We start from the raw sequence: 18,195 nt of genomic DNA on the forward strand, positions 1-18,195 counted from the left end.
GTGGAACTGCTGTACGGACCGATCAGGGACTACGCGTGGGGGTCCCGCTCGGCGATCGCCCAGTTGCAGGGCAGGCCGGTGCCGAGCGACGGCCCGGAGGCCGAGCTGTGGCTGGGCGCCCACCCGGGCGGCCCGGCCACGGTCGACCGCGACGGCGGCCGGGTCGACCTGACCGACCTGCTGCTCGCCGAGCCGGACCACTGGCTCGGCGAGCGGGTCGTCGGCCGGTTCGGCACCCGGCTGCCGTTCCTGCTCAAGGTGCTCGCCGCGGACGCCCCGCTGAGTCTGCAGGCGCACCCGGACGCGGAGCAGGCCCGTGCCGGGCACGCCGCCGACGCCGGCCGCCCCGACGGGCAGCGCAACTACGTCGACCCGTACCACAAGCCGGAGTTGCTGGTCGCGCTCTCGCCGATGGAGGCGCTCTGCGGGTTCCGTGACCCGGTCGCCTCGGCGGAGGCGCTCGCCGGGTTCGGCGTACCCGCGCTGGAGCCCGTGCTGGCGGCGCTGCGCACCGGCCCGTCGGGGCTGCGCGACGCCGTACGGCTGCTGCTGACCTGGCCCGCCGACGAGCGCGACGCGCTGGTGCGGGCCGCGTCGTCGGCGGCGGTCGCGGGGCCCGACGCGGAGCTGGCCCGGGAGCTGGCCGCCGCCTACCCGGGCGACCCGGGGGTGCTCGTGGCGATGCTGCTCAACCGGGTGCGGCTGGCGCCCGGGGAGGCGATCTGGATGCCGGCCGGCAACCTGCACGCCTACCTGCGGGGCACCGGCGTGGAGATCATGGCGGCCAGCGACAACGTGCTGCGCGGCGGTCTGACGCCGAAGCGGGTGGACGTCGACGAGCTGCTCCGGGTGCTGCGCTTCGAGGTGCTCCGGGACCCGGTGGTGCCGCCGCTGGAGGTCGACCCGGGGGTGGTCACCTGGCCGGTGCCGGTGGACGACTTCGCGCTGCACCGGGTGACGGTGGGCGCGGCGCTGCCGGCGGTGACGCTGTCGGTGCCCGGGCCGCGCGTGGTGCTCTGCGGCGCGGGGGAGCTCTCGGTCGACGACGGGACGGGCGCGGTGACGCTCGGACGGGGACAGGCCGCGGTCGGTACGGCCGCCGCCGGGCCGCTGCGCGTGGCGGGCGCGGGCGAGGCGTACGTGGCGAGCTGCGGCCTGCGCTGAGCCGTCGTCCGCCCAGCGGTCGTCGGGCAGGGCAAGTCCGACTTTCCCGGAATAGCTTGACGCGACCACTGCGCAGTGTGACTCTATGGGTACGCAGCGTTATCGCGACGACGGTCCGAGAACGCGCGCGAGGGATCCAAACCGGGGGGATGCACGGGGCGGGCGGCTGGTGGACGGAGAGTCCGTCCACGACCGACCGCCCCGTGCGCTGCCCGCTTCTGTCTTCCTGCTCTCTTCACCGGCCGGTCCCTTCCGCGGCGGCCCGCGCGCGTAAGGTGGAGGGTCGCGCAGCACATCGTCCGACAGGAGCTTCCATGACCAGCACCCTCCCGGCGTCCGCAAGTGGAACGCCGTCCGAGGCCCGGCCGAGCACCCTCGCCGAGGGCGACTACAAGGTGGCGGATCTGTCGCTCGCCGAGTTCGGGCGCAAGGAGATCCAGCTCGCCGAGCACGAGATGCCCGGCCTGATGGCGATCCGTCGTGAGTTCGCCGACGCCCAGCCGCTCGCTGGCGCCCGGATCACCGGGTCGCTGCACATGACCATCCAGACCGCCGTCCTGATCGAGACCCTGGTCGCGCTCGGCGCGCAGGTCCGCTGGGCGTCCTGCAACATCTTCTCCACCCAGGACCACGCCGCCGCCGCGATGGTGGTCGGTCCGGAGGGCACCCCGGAGGCCCCGGCCGGCGTCCCGGTCTACGCCTGGAAGGGCGAGAGCCTCGAGGAGTACTGGTGGTGCACCGAGCAGGTGCTCGCCTGGCCCGACGGGCAGGGCCCGAACATGATCCTCGACGACGGCGGCGACGCCACCCTGCTGGTGCACAAGGGCGTCGAGTTCGAGAAGGCCGGGGCCGTCCCGCCGGTCGAGTCCGCCGACTCCGAGGAGTACGCGGTCATCCTCGGCGTGCTGCACCGCTCGCTCGCCGAGGACGGCCAGCGGTGGACCCGGATCGCCGCCGGCATCAAGGGCGTGACCGAGGAGACCACCACCGGCGTGCACCGGCTCTACGAGATGCACCGCGCCGGCACCCTGCTCTTCCCCGCCATCAACGTCAACGACTCGGTGACGAAGAGCAAGTTCGACAACAAGTACGGCTGCCGCCACTCGCTCATCGACGGCATCAACCGCGCCACCGACGTGCTGATCGGCGGCAAGATGGCGGTCGTGCTCGGCTACGGCGACGTCGGCAAGGGCTGCGCCGAGTCGCTGCGCGGCCAGGGTGCCCGGGTCGTGGTCACCGAGGTCGACCCGATCTGCGCCCTCCAGGCGGCGATGGACGGCTACCAGGTCGCCACCCTGGACGACGTGGTCGAGCAGGCGGACATCTTCATCACCGCCACCGGCTGCTTCGACGTCATCACCAACGAGCACATGGCCCGGATGAAGCACCAGGCCATCGTCGGCAACATCGGCCACTTCGACAACGAGATCGACATGGCCGGTCTGGCGAAGCGGTCCGACGTGGAGCGGGTCAACATCAAGCCGCAGGTCGACCTCTGGAAGTTCGCCGACGGGCACGCGATCATCGTGCTGTCGGAGGGCCGCCTGCTGAACCTGGGCAACGCCACCGGCCACCCGAGCTTCGTGATGTCGAACTCGTTCGCCAACCAGACGATCGCCCAGATCGAGCTGTTCACGAAGACCGAGGAATACCCGGTCGGCGTCTACGTGCTGCCGAAGCACCTGGACGAGAAGGTCGCCCGGCTGCACCTGGAGGCGCTCGGCGCCAAGCTGAGCACCCTGACCAAGGAGCAGGCCGCCTACCTCGGCGTCTCCGTCGAGGGCCCGTTCAAGCCGGAGCACTACCGGTACTGAGCCGCCCCGCACCGACCGGGCCGGCCCGCGCCAGCGGGCCGGCCCGTCGGCGTCTCCGGCGACCGCGGGCCGCCGGCCCCCGTCGGCGTGCCGCGGCGGGCGCGGGCCAGTCGGGGCGGATCAGTCGGCGCGGGTCAGTCGGGGCCGGGGAGCCCTCGGGGCCGGGGCCAGCCGGGGCGGGAGCGGGGTCAGTCCGGGCGGGAGCGGCGGCGGGCGGGGCGGACCCAGGTCCACACGCACCAGGCGAGCCAGGCCAGCGAGACCACCGCGGCCAGGGCGCGCAGGCGCAGCGCGCTGAGCAGCAGCACCACCGCCAGGACGGCCAGCCACGGCCCGAACGCCCTCACGACCGCCACCGGCCGAGGACCATGCGGCGGACCAGCGGCGGGGCGATCCACGACCAGACGCAGAAGAGCGCCCACGCCAGGCCGAACAGGCCCGCGAGCAGGTCCAGCCCGGCGAGGTTGAGCAGCACCACCACGCCGATCGCGAGCAGCCAGGTGCGGAGGATCCCCAGCCGGTAGAGCGGCCGCAGCGGCAGCAGCAGCGGGTGGGCGTACACCCGGGTCTCCCAGGCGGCCTCGGCGTAGTCGGCGTCGGTCGGGTCGTGCGCCACCGCCTGACCGAAGGCGCGGTGCGCGGTGCCCACCCGGCCGCGCCGGGCCGCGGCGACGCCGTGCAGGGCGAGCGCCGCGGGGTTGGCCGGCCACGCCCCGAGGAACTCGCGGGAGATGCGCTCGGCGGCCCGGTCGTCGCCCCGGGCGTACGCGAGCTGGAAGCGGGAGGCGAAGACGGCCGGCGCGTCCGGGACGATCGCGGCGGCGCGGGCGACCAGGCGTTCCGCCTTGTCGGTCTGGCCCACGGACGAGCAGAGGTCGGCGTACTGGCAGAGCAGCCACGGGTTCTCGGGCTCGATGGCCAGCGCGTCGAGCAGCGCCCGCTCGGCGGGGGCGAACTCGCGGCGGTGGCGCAGCGCGAGACCCAGCCGGCCGAGCAGCTCCGCGTCCGGGCCGGTCTCGGCCAGGCCCTGACGGGCGACGGCGACCACCTCGTCCCAGCGGTCCAGCCCGGTCAGTGTCGCCGCCCGCAGCCGGAACGCGGCGGGGCTGGCGGCCAGCGCGGCGGGGAGCCGGTTCACCTCGTCCAGGGCCTGTTCCAGCCGGTTCAGCTCCAGGAGTTGGGCCACCCGGGCGAGCTGGGTCTCCGGGGCGGTCACGCGGCGGCCACCAGCATGATCAGCGCGGCCTCGGCGAAGCCGAACAGGAGCACCGCCCCGACGCCGGGCAGCCACAGCGACGCCGGCTCGCCGCCGCGCAGCTCGTACGCCCGGAACCGGCGCTTCTGCGTGGCGGAGGCAGCAAGCCAGACCAGCGCGCCGGCCAGCGCCCCGATCAGCCGGACGGGCCGGTCGGCCCCGTCGTCGAAGACCACGAGCGTGACCACCAGCCGGGCCACCAGCCCGGCCAGCCCGACGCCGAGCACCGCCAGGTGCGTCCGGCGGGGCAGGCCCAGCCGGTGCCCGTTGACCAGGGCCAGCACGGTGGCCGCCGTCGGGCCGCCGAACACGGCGGGGAAGAGCAGCGACTGCGGTCGCCACGGCGGGCGACGCGCCTCGTACGCCGCCGGCGCGATGGTGGGGGTGAACAGGTCGTCGGCCACGGTGTTCCCGTCTCGGTAGGGGCGAGCGAGCCGGATCCTGCCACAGCCGGGCGACGGCCGGCGCTCCCGCGCCCGCCGCTTGGGTGCCCGCGCCCGTCGGTCAGGTGCCGGCGTCGGGCGTGGACATGGCACCCGCCGGCGCCGACGGGGCGACCGCCGGTCGTACCGCCGCGAGGGGCTGCGCCGGCACGGCGACCGGCGCGCCGCCGGGCGCCGCCGGACGGATCGTGCCGGGTGGCGCGGCGACCTCGGGCGGGGCGGCGGCCGGGACCGCGCGGGGCGGCGCGGGCGGGCCGGGCATCAGCTCCGGCCAGAGCGTCGCGGCGACCGCGCGACCGCGGCCCAGCCGGTGCCAGGCCCGCCGGTGCCGCTCGCCGAGGACCGCGGCCAGGTAGACCGACTCCGGCATGCCCGGCGGCGGGGGCGGCGTGATCACCGCCGAGATCTCGGCCCACAGGCCGCGGCCCAGCCGCCCGCGGGCCGGCTCCGCCAGGTGGCGCACCCGGGCCAGGTACTGCCGGGCGGCCAGCGCCAGGCCGTCGTCCAGCCGGCTCAGGTCCAGCGTGTACGCCCAGCCGACCAGCACGGGCACCGCCGTCGGGACCGGTCGCCAGGCGGTCGCCGCCCGGGTGTGCACGACGAGGGTGCCCGCCACCAGGTCGCCCAGCCGGCGCCCCCGCCGGTCGGTCAGCATCACGGTCACGCCGGCGACCCAGCTCAGCAGCGGCAGCACCAGGCCCGGCCACTCCACCGCCACGCCCACCAGCGCCCGGGTCAGCGACTGCCGCAGCCCCACCGGGGCGCCGTCGGCGCTGACCACCCGCAGCCCGACCGCCAGCTTGCCCAGCGTCCGGCCGTGGTTGAACCGCTCGCAGAGCACCGGGTAGCCGACCAGCACCAGGACCAGCCCCACCGTCGCGAGGGCACCGGTCAGCGCCTCGTCGACCAGCCCGGTCGGCAGGTTGGCGAGCACCATGCCGGCGGCGATCGACAGCACCAGCACGAGGACCATCTGGGCCAGGATGTCGAGCATCAGCGCGAGCACCCGGGAGCCGATCCGGGCGGCCCGGACGTCCAGCTCCACGGCCTCCCCGCTGACCAGCCCGGCGTCGCCCCACGGGGCGGGTCGGGCCGGCGGTCGTGGTTGCGCTCTCACCCCGACAGTGAACACTATGATCGCCGGACGGGGGTGACGGTGGATCTCGACGCGTACGTCGCGGAACACGGCGGGGAGTGGCGGCGGCTGGAGGAACTCTCCCGGCGCGGCCGGCTCGACGCCGCCGAGGTCGACGAACTCGTCGCCCTCTACCAGCGGGCGACCACCCAGCTCTCGGTGCTGCGCAGCCGCTCACCCGACCCGGCGCTGGTCAGCCAGCTCTCCCAGGTGGTGCTGCGGGCCCGGGCCCGGCTCACCGGCCGCCCGCGGCCGTCCTGGGCGGCGGTCGGCAGGTTCCTGCTGGTCGGCTTCCCCGGCGCGGTCTACCGCGCCTGGCCCTGGTGGTGCGGGGTGGCGACCGGCTTCACCCTGCTCAGCTTCTTCCTCATCTGGTACGTGGCGGGCAACCCGGAGACGGCGGGCGCGTTCATCGGCGAGGAGGCGGCCGCCGACCTCGTCGAGTCCGGCTTCGCCGGCTACTACACCGAGTTCGCCGCGCCGACCTTCGCCTTCCACCTGTGGACGCACAACGCCTGGCTCGCCGCCCAGTGCCTCGCCGCCGGGGTGCTCATCGTCCCCGTGCTCTACCTGCTCTGGCAGAACGCGCTCAACATCGGCGTGGTCGGCGGGGTGATGGTCGCCTACGGCCGGGCGGACGTCTTCTTCGGACTGATCACCCCGCACGGGCTGCTGGAGCTGACCGGCGTCTTCGTGGCCGCCGGGGTGGGCCTGCGCGTCGGGTGGGCGTGGATCGCGCCGCCCGCCCAGCTCACCCGGGGGCAGGCGGTCGCCCGGGCGGGCCGCGAGGGCGTCCTGGTCGCCGTCGGCCTGGTGGGGCTCTTCGCGGTCTCCGCCGTCATCGAGGCGTTCGTGACGCCCGCGCCCGTGCCGGTCCCGCTCCGCGTCCTCGCGGGCGCCGCCGTCTGGCTCGCCTTCCTGGCGTACGTCGTGCTGCTCGGCCGCCGGGCGACCGCCGCGCCCGAGGGCGACGACGTCCTCGACCCGCACGCCCGCCGCTGACCGCCTCGCCCGGACCGGCCCAGACCGGCCCGGGGATCAGAGCTGGCCGAGGGACTTGAGGCGCAGGTAGGTGTCGGCCAGGGTGGGGGCCAGACGGCCCGCCGCGGCGTCGACGACCGTCACCCCGTGCCGGCCCAGCGCGGCGCGGACCCGGTCGCGTTCGGCCAGCGCCCGCCAGGCCGCCGCAGCCGCGTAGGCGTCGCCGGGGCGCTGCGGGACGGCCGTGGTGAGCGCGGTCAGCACCGGGTCGTGCGTCGCGGCGATCACCACCTTGTGCCGGGCGGCGAGCCGGGGCAGCACCGGCAGCAGCCCCTCGCCGAGGGCGCCCGCCTCCAGCGCGGTGAAGAGCACCACCAGGCTGCGCTGGCGCTGCCGGCGCAGCAGCTCACCGGCGATCAGGTCGAAGTCCGTCTCCGCCAGCGCCGGTTGGAGCGGGGCGAGGGCGTGCACCAGCCGGGAGAGCAGGGCCGGCCGGCCGGTGCCCGTCACCGTGGCCCGGACCGCCGTGTCGGCGGCGAGCAGGTCGACCCGGTCACCGGCGCGGGCGGCGAGGGCGGCGAGCAGCAGCGCGGCGTCGATCGCGGTGTCCAGCCGGGGCTCGTCGCCGACGCGCACCGCCGACGTGCGGCCCGTGTCCAGCACGCACACCAGCCGGCGGTCCCGCTCCGGCCGCCACGTCCGCACCAGCACGTCGGCCCGGCGCGCGCTCGCCCGCCAGTCGATCGACCGCACGTCGTCGCCCACCACGTACTCGCGGAGGGTGTCGAACTCGGTGCCCTGGCCGCGCCCCCGGCTGACCTGGGTGCCGTCGATCACGCGCAGCCGGGCCAGCTTCTCCGGCAGGTGCCGGCGGGAGTCGAAGCGGGGCAGCACGCGCAGCGTCCAGGGCGGGGTGGCCGGGCGGCCGGAGCGCTGGCGGAAGCCCAGCCCCATCGGCCCGAACGAGCGCACGGTCAGCGCCACCGCCGGCCGGTCGCCCCGCCGGAGCGGGGTGAGCCGGCTGGGCAGCGCCACCGTCCCGCCCGGCCCGACGCGCACGAGCTGCGCCGGGGGCACGTCGGGGCGGGCGCCGGCCGAGGGCACCCAGGCGTCGCGAACCCGGGCACGCAGCGTACGGCCGGTGGGGTTGTGCAGCAGCAGCGCGACGGTGGCGGTGCCGCCGAGCCGCACCGCGCGGTCGCCCTCCCGGGTCGCCGCGAGCGCCCCCGGCGACGCGGCCAGTGCCCGGTCGACCAGCACGAGCAGCAGCACCGCGCCGGTCATCACCAGCAGGCCGACGAACGGCGCCGGCCAGGCCGGCAGGGTCAGCGCGCCCGCCGCCAGCAGGAGCGCCGCCCGCCAGGTCATCGCGGCGTCGGCACGGTGGCCAGCACCGTGTCCAGCACCGCGTCCACGCCGACGCCCTCCAGCTCGACCTCGGGGCGCAGCCGCAGCCGGTGCCGCAGCGTCGGCCGGGCGACCGCCTTCACGTCGTCCGGGACGACGTGGTCGCGGCCGGCCAGCCAGGCCCACGCCTTGGCGGTGGTGAGCAGCGCGGTCGCGCCCCGGGGCGAGGCGCCCAGCTCCAGCGCCGGCGTGCTGCGGGTGGCCCGGCACAGGTCGACGATGTAGGCGAACAGCGGCTCGGCCATGTGCACCCGGCCGACCGCCGCCCGGGCGGCAGCCAGGTCGGCCGCGCTGGCCACCGGCCGTACGCCGGCGGCCGTCAGGTCGCGCGGGTCGAAGCCGGCGTGGTGCGCGCGGAGCACCCCCAGCTCCTCCTCCCGGCTGGGCAGCGGCACGGTGAGCTTGAGCAGGAACCGGTCGAGCTGCGCCTCCGGCAGCGGGTAGGTGCCCTCGTACTCGATGGGGTTCTGGGTGGCGGCGACGATGAACGGGTCGGGCAGCGGACGCCGGTCGCCCTCGACCGAGACCTGCCGCTCCTCCATGACCTCCAGCAGCGCCGACTGGGTCTTCGGGGGCGTCCGGTTGATCTCGTCGGCGAGCAGCAGGTTGGTGAACACCGGCCCCTCGCGGAAGGTGAAGGCGGCGGTGCGCGGGTCGAAGATCAGCGAGCCGGTCACGTCTCCCGGCATCAGGTCCGGGGTGAACTGCACCCGCTTGGACCGCAGGTCGAGCGCGGTGGCCACGGTGCGGATCAGCAGGGTCTTGGCCACGCCCGGCACGCCCTCCAGCAGCACGTGTCCACGGCAGAGGAGGGCGATCACCAGGCCGGTGACGACCGCGTCCTGCCCCACGACCGCCTTGGCGACCTCGGCGCGCAGCCGGTGCAGGGCGGCCCGGGGATCGGCGGGGCCGGCGGTCAGCGGATCGGCGGTTCCGGCGGGTCGGGTCACCGAGGATCTCCTTCGGGTCGGTGCGGGTGCGGTGCGGCTGCCGGGGGCGGCCCGTCGGCGGGGTAGGACACGGCGTGCGCGTCGGCCTGGTGCGCGGTGTGCGCCTCGGTCGGGCGCGCGGGGTGCGGCGTGGCGTGCGCCTCGGTCGGCGGCCCGTCGGCCGGGTGCGGGGCGACCGTGCGGGTCAGCCGGTCCAGCGCGCGGGCCAGCTCCAACAGGTCCTGGTCGGTGTCGGGCGCGCCGCCGTAGAGCAGTTTCTCGGTCCGCCCGGGGCCGTCGCCGGTGCGGGCGGCGACCGCGGCGGCCACCTCGGCGGGCGGGGCGGTCGGCGGCAGGTTCAGCCGGGGCAGCAGGCGGTCCCGGGCGGCGGTGCGCAGCGTCCGCGCGGCCGCGTCCCGGGCGCCGGCCTTCTCGTAGAGCCGGGCCCGGCCGAGCACCGTCTCCGCCGAGCGGACCGTCACCGGCAGCGGCTCCGGCGTCGGCGGGCCGAGGCGGCGGGCCCGCCAGAGCGCGGCCAGCAGGGCGGCGACGGCGAGCTGCACCAACAGCGCCCAGAACCAGCCGGGGAAGGCGGACCAGAGCGGGTTCGGCGGGTCGGAGCCGTCGGCGCGGGAGTCGTCACCGTCGTTGTCGGAGCCGCCGCCCGGGCCGCCGGGCCGCCCGTCGCCGTCGCCCGGGCCGCCGGGGCGACCGCCGCCCGGCCCGCCGTACTCGGTGGAGCCGCCCGGGGTGGGCGACCAGGCCGGGCTGCCGCTGCTGCCGGAGCCGAAGGTCGGCGGGGGCGCCTGGCCGTCCAGGTCGAGCCACACCACCCGGCCGGTCCCGCCGAGCAGGGCGGTGGCGAACGCCCGGTTGTCCCACTCGTCGATCCGGTCGTTGCGGAACGGGTCGCTGGCGCCGACCACCACCACGCTCTCGGGGACCCGGAGCAGCCGGGCGAGCCCGCCGTCGAAGCAGAACTGCACGGGCGCCGACCGGCCCGGGGTGACCGCGTAGCGTTGCAGCCCGACCGCCGACCGCCCGAGCTGGCGCAGCTCGGGCATCGGGCAGGGCAGGCCCCGCGCGTCGGGCTCCACCGCCTGCGCGGCCCACCGCCGGCCGGTCGGCTCCACCGGCAGCGGGACGGCGTCCAGCACCCGCCGTGGCGGATCCACCAGCACCAGCCGGGTGGCCGAGGGAAGCGAACTCAGCGCACCGACCGTGTCCGGGTGCAGCAGCGCCGGCGCGGGCACGAAGAGCGTGGCCGGCCCGCTGCGGGCGGCCAGCAGCGCGCGCAGCGTGTCCGTCTCGCGCTGCACCGTGACGCCCCGCTCGCGCAGCGCGGCGGCGAGCCGGCTGCCGCCGTCGTCCCCGGTCGCGACGGGGGAGAGGAACCCCCGGTCGGTGGGATCGGGCTGGTCGAGCGCGTGGGTGACCAGGGTGGTGGTCAGCAGCAGCGCGGCCAGGCCCAACGGGATCAGCAGCCGGTGCCGGCGGCGACGTCGCCGGGAGGCGTCGCCGGCCTTCGGGGCCGGCTGGGCGGCGGTGACCTGTGCGCTCATGGTCGTGGCCCGTCCTCGGGTCGGCCGGTCAGCAGCCGGTCCAGGTCGGCGGCGTGCTCCCGCATCCGCCGGTCGTGCTCGGCCGAGGCGGGGCGCTGGCCGTACCAGAGTTCGGAGAAGATCGCCCCGGCGGCGCCCAGCGGCGGGCCGACCTGCGGACGGCTGGCCGTCGCGGCCCGCACCACCTCGACGACGGTCATGCCGGGCTGCGGCTGGAGCACCCCCCGGGCGACCAGCTCGCGGATCATCGCGCGCAGCCGTTCCCGGACGGCCTCGGCGTACCGGCCCTCGGCGGCCAGCCGGTCGGCGAGGGAGACGTACGCGGCGGCCGGCAACTCCGGCTCCGGCTCGCGCGGCGCGGGTACGACCGGCGCGGGGACGTCCACCGGCCCGGGCTGCCGGCGGCGTCGACGCAGCCGGGGCAGTCGGGGCAGCCGGCGGGGCACCCAGGCGGGGTACGTGTACCAGCCGACCGCCACCAGCACCGCGGCGAGCACCAGCAGCAGCGCGGCCAGGGGCAGCGGCACCCGGTCGCCGAGCGCGGCCGTGGTCTCGGTCCACCACCGGCTGAAGCTCATCGGTCGGCCGCCAGCAGAACGGTTTCCGGCGTGCCCGTCCGGGCCCGGGAGAGCCGGATGTCCAGCCCCTCGGTGCGCATCCGGGTCTCCAGGTGCAGCACCGCGTCGAGGCAGGCCAGCGCCGGGTACGCGACGCTGTTGACGCCCGCCCACACGGCCAGCGACAGCCAGGGGGCCCAGGCCCGGTCGACCAGGTCGAGCGCGTTCAGCCCGTAGTAGACGCCGATGCCGAGGCCGAGGCGGACGATCCACCAGGACAGGTAGCCGAGCAGCCGGATTCCGCCGGCCCGGCCGCCGCCGCGTACGGCCAGGGTGGCGGCGCGCAGCGGGGCCCGCAGCGGGTGCACCCGGTCGACGACCAGCGCCGGCGCCACGGCGCCGAGCAGGGCGAAACCGATGAACCAGGCCGGCCCGAACAGCGCGGCCACCCACATCACCAGCCCGACCAAAGCGGTGAGCAGCACCGTGGCGCCCCAGCGGGCGCCGGCGGGACGGAGCACCTCGCGCGGCCCGACCGTACGGCCGAACAGCGCGCCGCCGGCGGACCGGGCGGCCGGGTTGCCCAGCAGCGTGATGATCATCGCCTCGGTCGCCGCGCCGACGGCCAGCAGCAGCCAGTACATGCCGAAGTGATCGAACTCCACGAACCAGACGGGGGGCTCGACGTCGGCGGCGAGCCGCAGCGGGTAGAGCAGGAGTTGCTCGCCGACGGCCAGGGCGAGGGCGAGTGGGACCAGCACCCGGGCCTGGCCGCGCAGCAGCAGGACCGCGGAGTCGAGCAGCTCGCCGACCGTGAGCGGGCGGCGCGGGAGCACGGCGGTCGGGCCGGCGTCGGGCACGCGTACTCCTGGGGACGGGCGGCGGTGGCGCGTGACGGCGCACGCGGGGATCATGGTGACACGCGCGGTCCGATCGGGTGGACCCGCACGCCGGGGCGGCGACGCCGGCGTCGGTTGCTGGGCGGCGGCGTCCCACGGCAGTACCGTGCCGGGTGACGCGGATCCCACCGAAACTGAACGGGATGGAAACATTAACCCCATGAGAGCCCGGGTACTGGTGGTCGACGACGACCCCGCGCTCGCCGAGATGCTCGGCATCGTCCTGCGCAGCGAGGGGTTCCTGCCCTCCTTCGTCGCCGACGGGGAGCGGGCCCTGGCCGCGTTCCGCGAGAACCGGCCGGACATCGTCCTGCTCGACCTCATGCTCCCCGGCATGAGCGGCATCGACGTGGCGCGGTCGATCCGGGCCGAGTCGGGCGTGCCGATCGTTATGCTGACCGCCAAGAGCGACACCGTCGACGTGGTCCTCGGCCTGGAGTCCGGGGCCGACGACTACGTGGTCAAGCCGTTCAAGCCCAAGGAACTGGTCGCCCGGATGCGGGCGCGGCTGCGGCGCGGCGAGGACGTGGCCCCCGAGATGCTGACCATCGGGCCGCCCGGCAACCAGATCACCATCGACGTGCCGGCGCACACCGTCAGCCGCAACGGCGAGGAGGTGAAGCTGACGCCGCTGGAGTTCGACCTGCTGGTCGCGCTCGCCCGCAAGCCGCGCCAGGTGTTCACCCGCGAGGTGCTGCTGGAGCAGGTCTGGGGCTACCGGCACGCCGCGGACACCCGGTTGGTCAACGTGCACGTGCAGCGGCTGCGCGCCAAGATCGAGCCGGATCCGGAGCGACCGGAAATCATCCTCACCGTGCGGGGCGTGGGCTACAAGGCGGGCACCGGATAGCCTGGTCACACTGTGGCCACCTCCCCGATCCCGGACCCCCAGCCGACAGCTCCCCACCGGCGTGTCGCCGCCGCGCGGAAGCTGTGGCGCGGCGTGAGCGGCCGGTCCGCGCGCCTGCTGGCCGGGTTGCACCAGACCTGGCGACGGTCGCTGCAGCTGCGGGTGGTGACCATCACCCTGGTCGCGTCCAGCCTGCTGGTGGGCGGTTTCGCCTACCTGATCGCCGACAAGATCACCAACATCCTGGTGGAGAACGCCGAGACCGACGTGCGGGTGCGGCTGGAGAGCGGCGCGACGTACGCGGTGCGGCAGTTCGGCCTCTACAACCAGCCCCAGGACGCGCAGTTCCAGGAGACCGTCGACGGCACGGTCAACTACCTCGCCGGCGGTGACCCGCAGCAGACCACCGGCGTGATCGTGGCGCTCACCGCCGACAACCACGCCGGCCTCATCCAGCCGCGTTCCTCGCCCGCGGTCAACGTCCGGCCGCTGATCAGCCGTGAGTTGCGCGCCACTGTCGCCGGAGGCAAGGTCGCCAGCCAGATCCGCACCGGCCGGCTGGGCGGGGAGCGCACGAAATACCTGGTCTACGGCTCGCCCGTGCCCACCAAGTTCGGCCAGGTGGAGCTCTACTACCTCGTGCCACTGACGCGGCAGGACGACACGGCCGGCGACGCCCGCGCGACGGTGGTCGCCACCGGCGCGGCCCTGGTGATCCTGCTCGGCCTGCTCGCCGGCCTGGTCACCCGGCTGGTGGTGACCCCGGTGCGGGTGGCCGCCCGGACGGCCCAGCGGCTCTCCGCCGGCCTGCTCGACCAGCGGATGGCGGTCAACGGCGAGGACGATCTCGCCCTGCTCGCCGCGTCGTTCAACCAGATGGCGACCAACCTCCAGCGGCAGATCCTGCGGCTGGAGGAGATGTCCCGGCTGCAACGCCGCTTCACCTCCGACGTGTCGCACGAGTTGCGCACTCCGCTCACCACGGTCCGGATGGCCGCCGACCTGATCTTCGCCGAGCGGGACGAGTTCGACCCGGCGGTGGCGCGCAGCGCCGAGCTGCTCCAGGCCGAGCTGGACCGCTTCGAGGAACTGCTCACGGACCTGCTGGAGATCAGCCGCTTCGACGCCGGCTTCGCGATGCTGGACGCCGAGCCGACCGATCTGGTGCCGGTCGTGCACCGGGTGGCCGACCGGCTGGCCGGCCTGGCCGAGCGGGTCGGGGTGCCCATCGAGCTGGACGTGCCCACCACGCCGGTGATCGCCGAGGTCGACCCGCGGCGGGTCGAGCGGGTGCTGCGCAACCTGGTCGGCAACGCCGTGGAGCACGGCGAGGGCAAGCCGGTGCGCATCACCCTGGGGATGGACGACACGGCCGTCGCGATCACCGTCCGCGACCACGGGGTGGGCCTCAAGCCGGGCGAGGAGAAGTTGGTGTTCAACCGCTTCTGGCGGGCCGACCCCTCCCGGGCCCGGCAGACCGGCGGCACCGGGCTGGGGCTGTCGATCAGCCTGGAGGACGCCCGGCTGCACGGCGGCTGGCTGGAGGCGTGGGGTGCGCCCGGGCAGGGCGCCCAGTTCCGGCTCACCCTGCCGGCCCGGGCCGGCGACCGGTTGACCACCTCGCCGCTGCGGCTGGTCCCGGCCGACGCCGCCCTGCCCTTCGGCGGCCCCCGCGAGGGCGGCCTGCTGGCCATCGGCCCGGGCAGCGGCGGCGTGCTCGCGATCGGCCCGGCCGACGGCGTGGTGGCCGCCGGGCCGGGGCGGCAGGGGACCGGGGGGCGCGCGGAGGTGGGATCGTGAGGCGGCGCCTGCTCGCCACTGTGCTCGGCGGCACGCTGCTGCTGGGCGGCACGGCCGGCTGCGGCATCCCGGCCAACACCGAGGTCCGGGTGGAGGGCGCCGGGCCGGCGGCCGAGGCCGGCTCCACCAGCGGCATCCGGGGCGAGCCCCCGAACCGCAGCGCGAGCGGCAGCGTCCCGGGGCAGTTCGTCAAGAACTTCCTCTCCGCCGCGGCGGGCGAGCCGGACCGCGCCTACCAGCGGGTCCGGAACTTCATCACCCCGGAGGACCAGGACCGCCTCCAGGTGAAGGAGGGCAGCGAGGTCGCGCTGACCGTCGTCCGGCTCACGGAGGAGCCGGTGATCGTCACCGCCCCGAGCAAGATCGAGGTCACCCTCAAGGTGCAGCAGGTCGGCCAGCTGCGCGCCGACGGCACGCTGGCCCCGCCGGAGACGAGCACCACGTCGTACACGTTCGAGCTGCGCAACCCGCCCCGGCAGGAGGGCAAGGGGGAGCCGGGCCTGTTCGTGGCCAACCCGCCGAACGTGCTGCTGCTCAGCGTCGACGCGCTCGAGGCGTACTACCAGAGCCGGACCATCTACTTCTGGAACTCCAGCCGTACCCGGCTGGTGCCCGACCAGCGCTACCTGCCCCTCGCCGTGCCCGACGAGCGGCTGGTCAGCGAGGTGGTGAAGTGGCTGACCGCCGGCCCCTCCCTCTGGTTGCGCTCCGGGGTCACCGGGCTGCCGGACGGCACCCGCCTGATCAACAACGCCACCCGGACGGAGGGCCGCTGGGAGGTCGACCTGGAGATGCCGGACGAGAAGGTCCGCCTGGAGCAACTCGCCACGCAGCTCGCCTGGTCGCTGCACGACGTCGACGGGCAGCTCGAGATCAAGATCCGTACCCAGCCCCGGAAGGACATCCCCGACCTGGAGGCGCACCGGCAGGCGAACCCGGTGTACCGGGTCGGCGACGGCTACCAGCGGTTCTGCGTCTACGAGGGCGCCGTCCACCCGCTGTCCGACGCCGCCGGAACGGTCGCCACGGTGCCGGTGGCGGCCGAGGCGAACAGGAACGTCGTGTCGGCGGGGCTCAGCCGCGCGGAGGACCAGATCCGGGCGGCGCTGGTGGTCACGGAAGCCGGCCGCCAGTGGCTGTCCGTCGGCGCCGGGCTCGACCCCGTCGCCGTCTTCCACCGCAGCGCCAGGGGCTACGGCGCGATCGGCCGGCCGGTCTGGCTGCGCTCGACGGACCGGGGCGAGCCGGCCGGGTTGGTGGTCGCCGACGGCGCTCTCTACCGGTTCGACGCCCAGGCGCAGCTCACCCCCGTGTCGCTGGGCGTCCCCGGCACGGTGACCGCGGTGGCCGCCTCGCTGGACGGGCACCGGATCGCCGTCATCGCCGGCGGCGCGCTCTACGTCGCCGCCCTGACCCCCACCGAGGGCGGGGTCACCCTCGGCCCGGCCCGTCGGCTGCCCACCCGGCTGACCGGCCTGTCGGCCGTCGACTGGTACGGCGAGGACAAGCTGCTCCTCGCGGGGGAGGTCGGCCGCCCCGCGGTCTACGAGGTCAGCGTGGACGGCACCCGGGACAGCCGGGTGGAGGACAAGATCGGCGCCAGGGTGACCCACCTCGCCGCGTACCCGGCCAACACGGAGGTGCCACGCGGCGCGGCGATGTACGAGGCGAACGAGGTGGCGTACGGGAGCGCTCCGTTCGAGCGGATCCAGCCCGAGCAGGTGCAGGTGTCGCCGCCCTCGACCGGGACGCGCGCCGGCAACCCGACCGCCCCCTTCTTCCTCTACTGATGCCGGGCCTCGGCGGGCTCTGGTCGGACCTCACCGACCTGGTGCTGCCCGTGGAGTGCGCCGGTTGCCGGGAACGCCGGCAGGGGCTGCGGCACGGCGTCTGCCCGGAGTGTGCGGCGGCGCTGGACGCGCTGCGGCCCCGGGCGGTACGCCCCACCCCGGCCCCGCCCGACCTGCCGCCCTGCCTCGCCCTCGGCCCGTACGCGGGCCCGCTGCGGGAGACGCTGCTCGCGTACAAGGACCACGGCCGGCACGGGCTGGCCCGGCCGCTGGGCGCGCTGCTCGCCGAGGTCGTGGCGGCGGCGGTCGGCGAGGCACGGCCGGTGACGCTGGTGCCGGTGCCGGACACCGCGGCGGCGGCCCGCGCCCGGTACGGCGACCACCTCGGCCGGCTGACCCGGCACTGCGCGGACCGGCTGCGCCGGGCGGGCTGGCCGGTGCGGGTGCGGCGGCCCCTGCGCGCCCTGCCCCGCCCCGACTCGGTGACGCTGGACAGCGCCGGGCGGGCGGCGGCGGCCGAGTCCGCCTTCCGGGTCCGCCCCCGGGTCGCGCCCGCCCCGGACGGGGCCGCGGTCGTGGTGCTCGACGACATCCTCACCACCGGGTCGACCCTCGCCGCGGTGGCACGCGCGCTGACCGTGAGCGGGCTGTCGCCGACGGTCGCCGCCGTGCTCGCCGCGACCGAGAAACGGCACCGGTCGTAACCGATAGTGTTTCCGTTTCACCCGTTGGTGTATGAGGTGTGAAAAATCTCTGGCCGTCTCCGCGACCGGGGGTGACTGCCGGGCGAACACGCGTTAGCGTTTTCCTGTCGGGGGTAGGAGGTCTTCCCACCCGCTCCCGGCGGTGAAAGGAGGCGTAGCCGCACTGACCGGTCGACGCCGAGTGGGACCTCCCCCAGATGCGCGCGACCGGATGCCGGATCGAACGACCGTCCGAACTAGGGAGGTCACGTGGACATCGTGGTCAAGGGCCGTAACGTCGAAGTGCCGGACCATTACCGGGTGCACGTAGCGGAGAAACTCGCAAAGATCGAACGCTACGACCACAAACTTATTCGTGTCGATGTCGAGCTTTTTCACGAGCGGAATCCCCGCCAGGCGGACCACTGCCAGCGCGTCGAGATCACCTGCGTCTCCCGGGGCCCGGTGATCCGGGCGGAGGCGTGCACGAACGACTTCTACAGCGCGCTCGACGCGGCCATCGCCAAGCTCGACACCCGGTTGCGTCGGGCGGCCGACCGCCGCCGCGTCCACCGGGGTCGGCACGCCCCGCTCTCCGTCGCCGCCGCCACCGCCGGCCTGCCGGTCGCCGACCTCGACGCGCCCCTGGGGGCGTCCGTCGACGGCGCCCGCGCCGGCACGGCCACGGCCGTGGCGGAACGGGTCGAGGAGGAGCACGACGACCAGCCCTGGCACATCGCGCGGGAGAAGGTGCACCCCGCCGAGCCGATGACCGTCGACGACGCCCTGTTCCAGATGGAACTCGTCGGCCATGACTTCTACCTGTTCCAGGACAAGGAGTCCGGCCGGCCGAGCGTCGTCTACCGGCGGCACGCCTACGACTACGGCATCATCTCCCTCGCCCTCTGATCCTCCGGCGCCGTGGT

Annotated in this window: 17 protein-coding genes; 8 read left to right on the forward strand and 9 right to left on the reverse strand. The window is 75.6% G+C overall.

The annotated features are described in order from the left end of the window. Both manA and ahcY read left to right on the forward strand, forming a co-directional pair. Positions 1 to 1,164: a mannose-6-phosphate isomerase, class I gene (gene manA, locus ACGF5G_RS03920; RefSeq protein WP_393258772.1), complete on the forward strand. Its 1,164-nt coding sequence runs from the start codon at positions 1 to 3 to the stop codon at positions 1,162 to 1,164. Between the two features lie 314 nt (positions 1,165 to 1,478). Beyond that, the gene (ahcY, locus tag ACGF5G_RS03925) at positions 1,479 to 2,978 is read left to right on the forward strand and encodes an adenosylhomocysteinase (RefSeq protein WP_357455177.1); all 1,500 of its coding nucleotides are present in this window, start codon (positions 1,479 to 1,481) and stop codon (positions 2,976 to 2,978) included. A 188-nt stretch (positions 2,979 to 3,166) separates the two neighbouring features. Here the strand turns inward: ahcY and ACGF5G_RS03930 are convergent, their stop codons facing one another. The 4 genes from ACGF5G_RS03930 to ACGF5G_RS03945 form a co-directional block, all read right to left on the reverse strand. Beyond that, positions 3,167 to 3,334 carry a hypothetical protein gene (locus ACGF5G_RS03930; RefSeq protein WP_393258774.1) on the reverse strand — a complete coding sequence of 56 codons (168 nt, stop codon included), beginning with the start codon at positions 3,332 to 3,334 and terminating at the stop codon, positions 3,167 to 3,169. Beyond that, entirely contained in the window at positions 3,322 to 4,194 is an 873-nt protein-coding gene (locus ACGF5G_RS03935; RefSeq protein WP_393258776.1) for a tetratricopeptide repeat protein, read from the reverse strand. Before ACGF5G_RS03935 ends, ACGF5G_RS03930 begins: the two co-directional genes overlap by 13 nt. Continuing rightward, the gene (locus tag ACGF5G_RS03940; protein WP_393258778.1) at positions 4,191 to 4,637 is read right to left on the reverse strand and encodes a hypothetical protein; all 447 of its coding nucleotides are present in this window, start codon (positions 4,635 to 4,637) and stop codon (positions 4,191 to 4,193) included. The genes ACGF5G_RS03935 and ACGF5G_RS03940 overlap by 4 nt, the downstream gene beginning before the upstream one ends. Positions 4,638 to 4,737: 100 nt before the next feature. Continuing rightward, positions 4,738 to 5,793, reverse strand: coding sequence for an RDD family protein (locus ACGF5G_RS03945; RefSeq protein WP_393258780.1), 1,056 nt, complete (start codon positions 5,791 to 5,793; stop codon positions 4,738 to 4,740). Positions 5,794 to 5,826: 33 nt separating this feature from the next. Here ACGF5G_RS03945 and ACGF5G_RS03950 point away from each other — a divergent pair, with 33 nt between their 5' ends. After that, a complete protein-coding gene (locus tag ACGF5G_RS03950; protein ID WP_393258782.1) occupies positions 5,827 to 6,813 on the forward strand; it encodes a stage II sporulation protein M in 987 nt (328 codons plus the stop codon). Between the two features lie 36 nt (positions 6,814 to 6,849). Here the strand turns inward: ACGF5G_RS03950 and ACGF5G_RS03955 are convergent, their stop codons facing one another. From ACGF5G_RS03955 to ACGF5G_RS03975, 5 genes are read right to left on the reverse strand one after another with little or no spacing between them, the layout of a single operon-like run. Then, positions 6,850 to 8,160: a DUF58 domain-containing protein gene (locus ACGF5G_RS03955; RefSeq protein ID WP_393258783.1), complete on the reverse strand. Its 1,311-nt coding sequence runs from the start codon at positions 8,158 to 8,160 to the stop codon at positions 6,850 to 6,852. Continuing rightward, positions 8,157 to 9,149 carry an AAA family ATPase gene (locus tag ACGF5G_RS03960; RefSeq protein WP_393258785.1) on the reverse strand — a complete coding sequence of 331 codons (993 nt, stop codon included), beginning with the start codon at positions 9,147 to 9,149 and terminating at the stop codon, positions 8,157 to 8,159. The genes ACGF5G_RS03955 and ACGF5G_RS03960 overlap by 4 nt, the downstream gene beginning before the upstream one ends. Next, on the reverse strand, positions 9,146 to 10,690 hold the full coding sequence (locus ACGF5G_RS03965) for a DUF4350 domain-containing protein (protein ID WP_393258787.1): 1,545 nt from the start codon (positions 10,688 to 10,690) through the stop codon (positions 9,146 to 9,148). Before ACGF5G_RS03965 ends, ACGF5G_RS03960 begins: the two co-directional genes overlap by 4 nt. After that, positions 10,687 to 11,268, reverse strand: a complete 582-nt coding sequence (locus tag ACGF5G_RS03970; RefSeq protein ID WP_393258788.1) for a DUF4129 domain-containing protein — start codon at positions 11,266 to 11,268, stop codon at positions 10,687 to 10,689. The genes ACGF5G_RS03965 and ACGF5G_RS03970 overlap by 4 nt, the downstream gene beginning before the upstream one ends. After that, a complete protein-coding gene (locus ACGF5G_RS03975) occupies positions 11,265 to 12,107 on the reverse strand; it encodes a hypothetical protein (protein WP_393258790.1) in 843 nt (280 codons plus the stop codon). The genes ACGF5G_RS03970 and ACGF5G_RS03975 overlap by 4 nt, the downstream gene beginning before the upstream one ends. 199 nt (positions 12,108 to 12,306) lie before the next feature. On the opposite strand from ACGF5G_RS03975, the gene mtrA reads away from it, so the two are divergent. The 5 genes from mtrA to hpf all read left to right on the forward strand — a co-directional run bounded on the left by mtrA (position 12,307) and on the right by hpf (position 18,178). Beyond that, a complete protein-coding gene (gene mtrA, locus ACGF5G_RS03980) occupies positions 12,307 to 12,996 on the forward strand; it encodes an MtrAB system response regulator MtrA (RefSeq protein WP_089001893.1) in 690 nt (229 codons plus the stop codon). A gap of 12 nt (positions 12,997 to 13,008) precedes the next feature. Further along, the gene (gene mtrB, locus ACGF5G_RS03985; RefSeq protein ID WP_393258792.1) at positions 13,009 to 14,796 is read left to right on the forward strand and encodes an MtrAB system histidine kinase MtrB; all 1,788 of its coding nucleotides are present in this window, start codon (positions 13,009 to 13,011) and stop codon (positions 14,794 to 14,796) included. Then, the gene (locus ACGF5G_RS03990) at positions 14,793 to 16,586 is read left to right on the forward strand and encodes an LpqB family beta-propeller domain-containing protein (protein WP_393258794.1); all 1,794 of its coding nucleotides are present in this window, start codon (positions 14,793 to 14,795) and stop codon (positions 16,584 to 16,586) included. Before mtrB ends, ACGF5G_RS03990 begins: the two co-directional genes overlap by 4 nt. After that, the gene (locus tag ACGF5G_RS03995; RefSeq protein ID WP_393258796.1) at positions 16,586 to 17,290 is read left to right on the forward strand and encodes a ComF family protein; all 705 of its coding nucleotides are present in this window, start codon (positions 16,586 to 16,588) and stop codon (positions 17,288 to 17,290) included. Before ACGF5G_RS03990 ends, ACGF5G_RS03995 begins: the two co-directional genes overlap by 1 nt. Before the next feature lie 249 nt (positions 17,291 to 17,539). Further along, positions 17,540 to 18,178 carry a ribosome hibernation-promoting factor, HPF/YfiA family gene (hpf, locus tag ACGF5G_RS04000; protein WP_393258797.1) on the forward strand — a complete coding sequence of 213 codons (639 nt, stop codon included), beginning with the start codon at positions 17,540 to 17,542 and terminating at the stop codon, positions 18,176 to 18,178. Positions 18,179 to 18,195 lie beyond the last annotated feature (17 nt).

The sequence above is a fragment of the Micromonospora sp. NPDC047730 genome, assembly GCF_043204765.1.
Lineage (GTDB): Bacteria > Actinomycetota > Actinomycetes > Mycobacteriales > Micromonosporaceae > Micromonospora.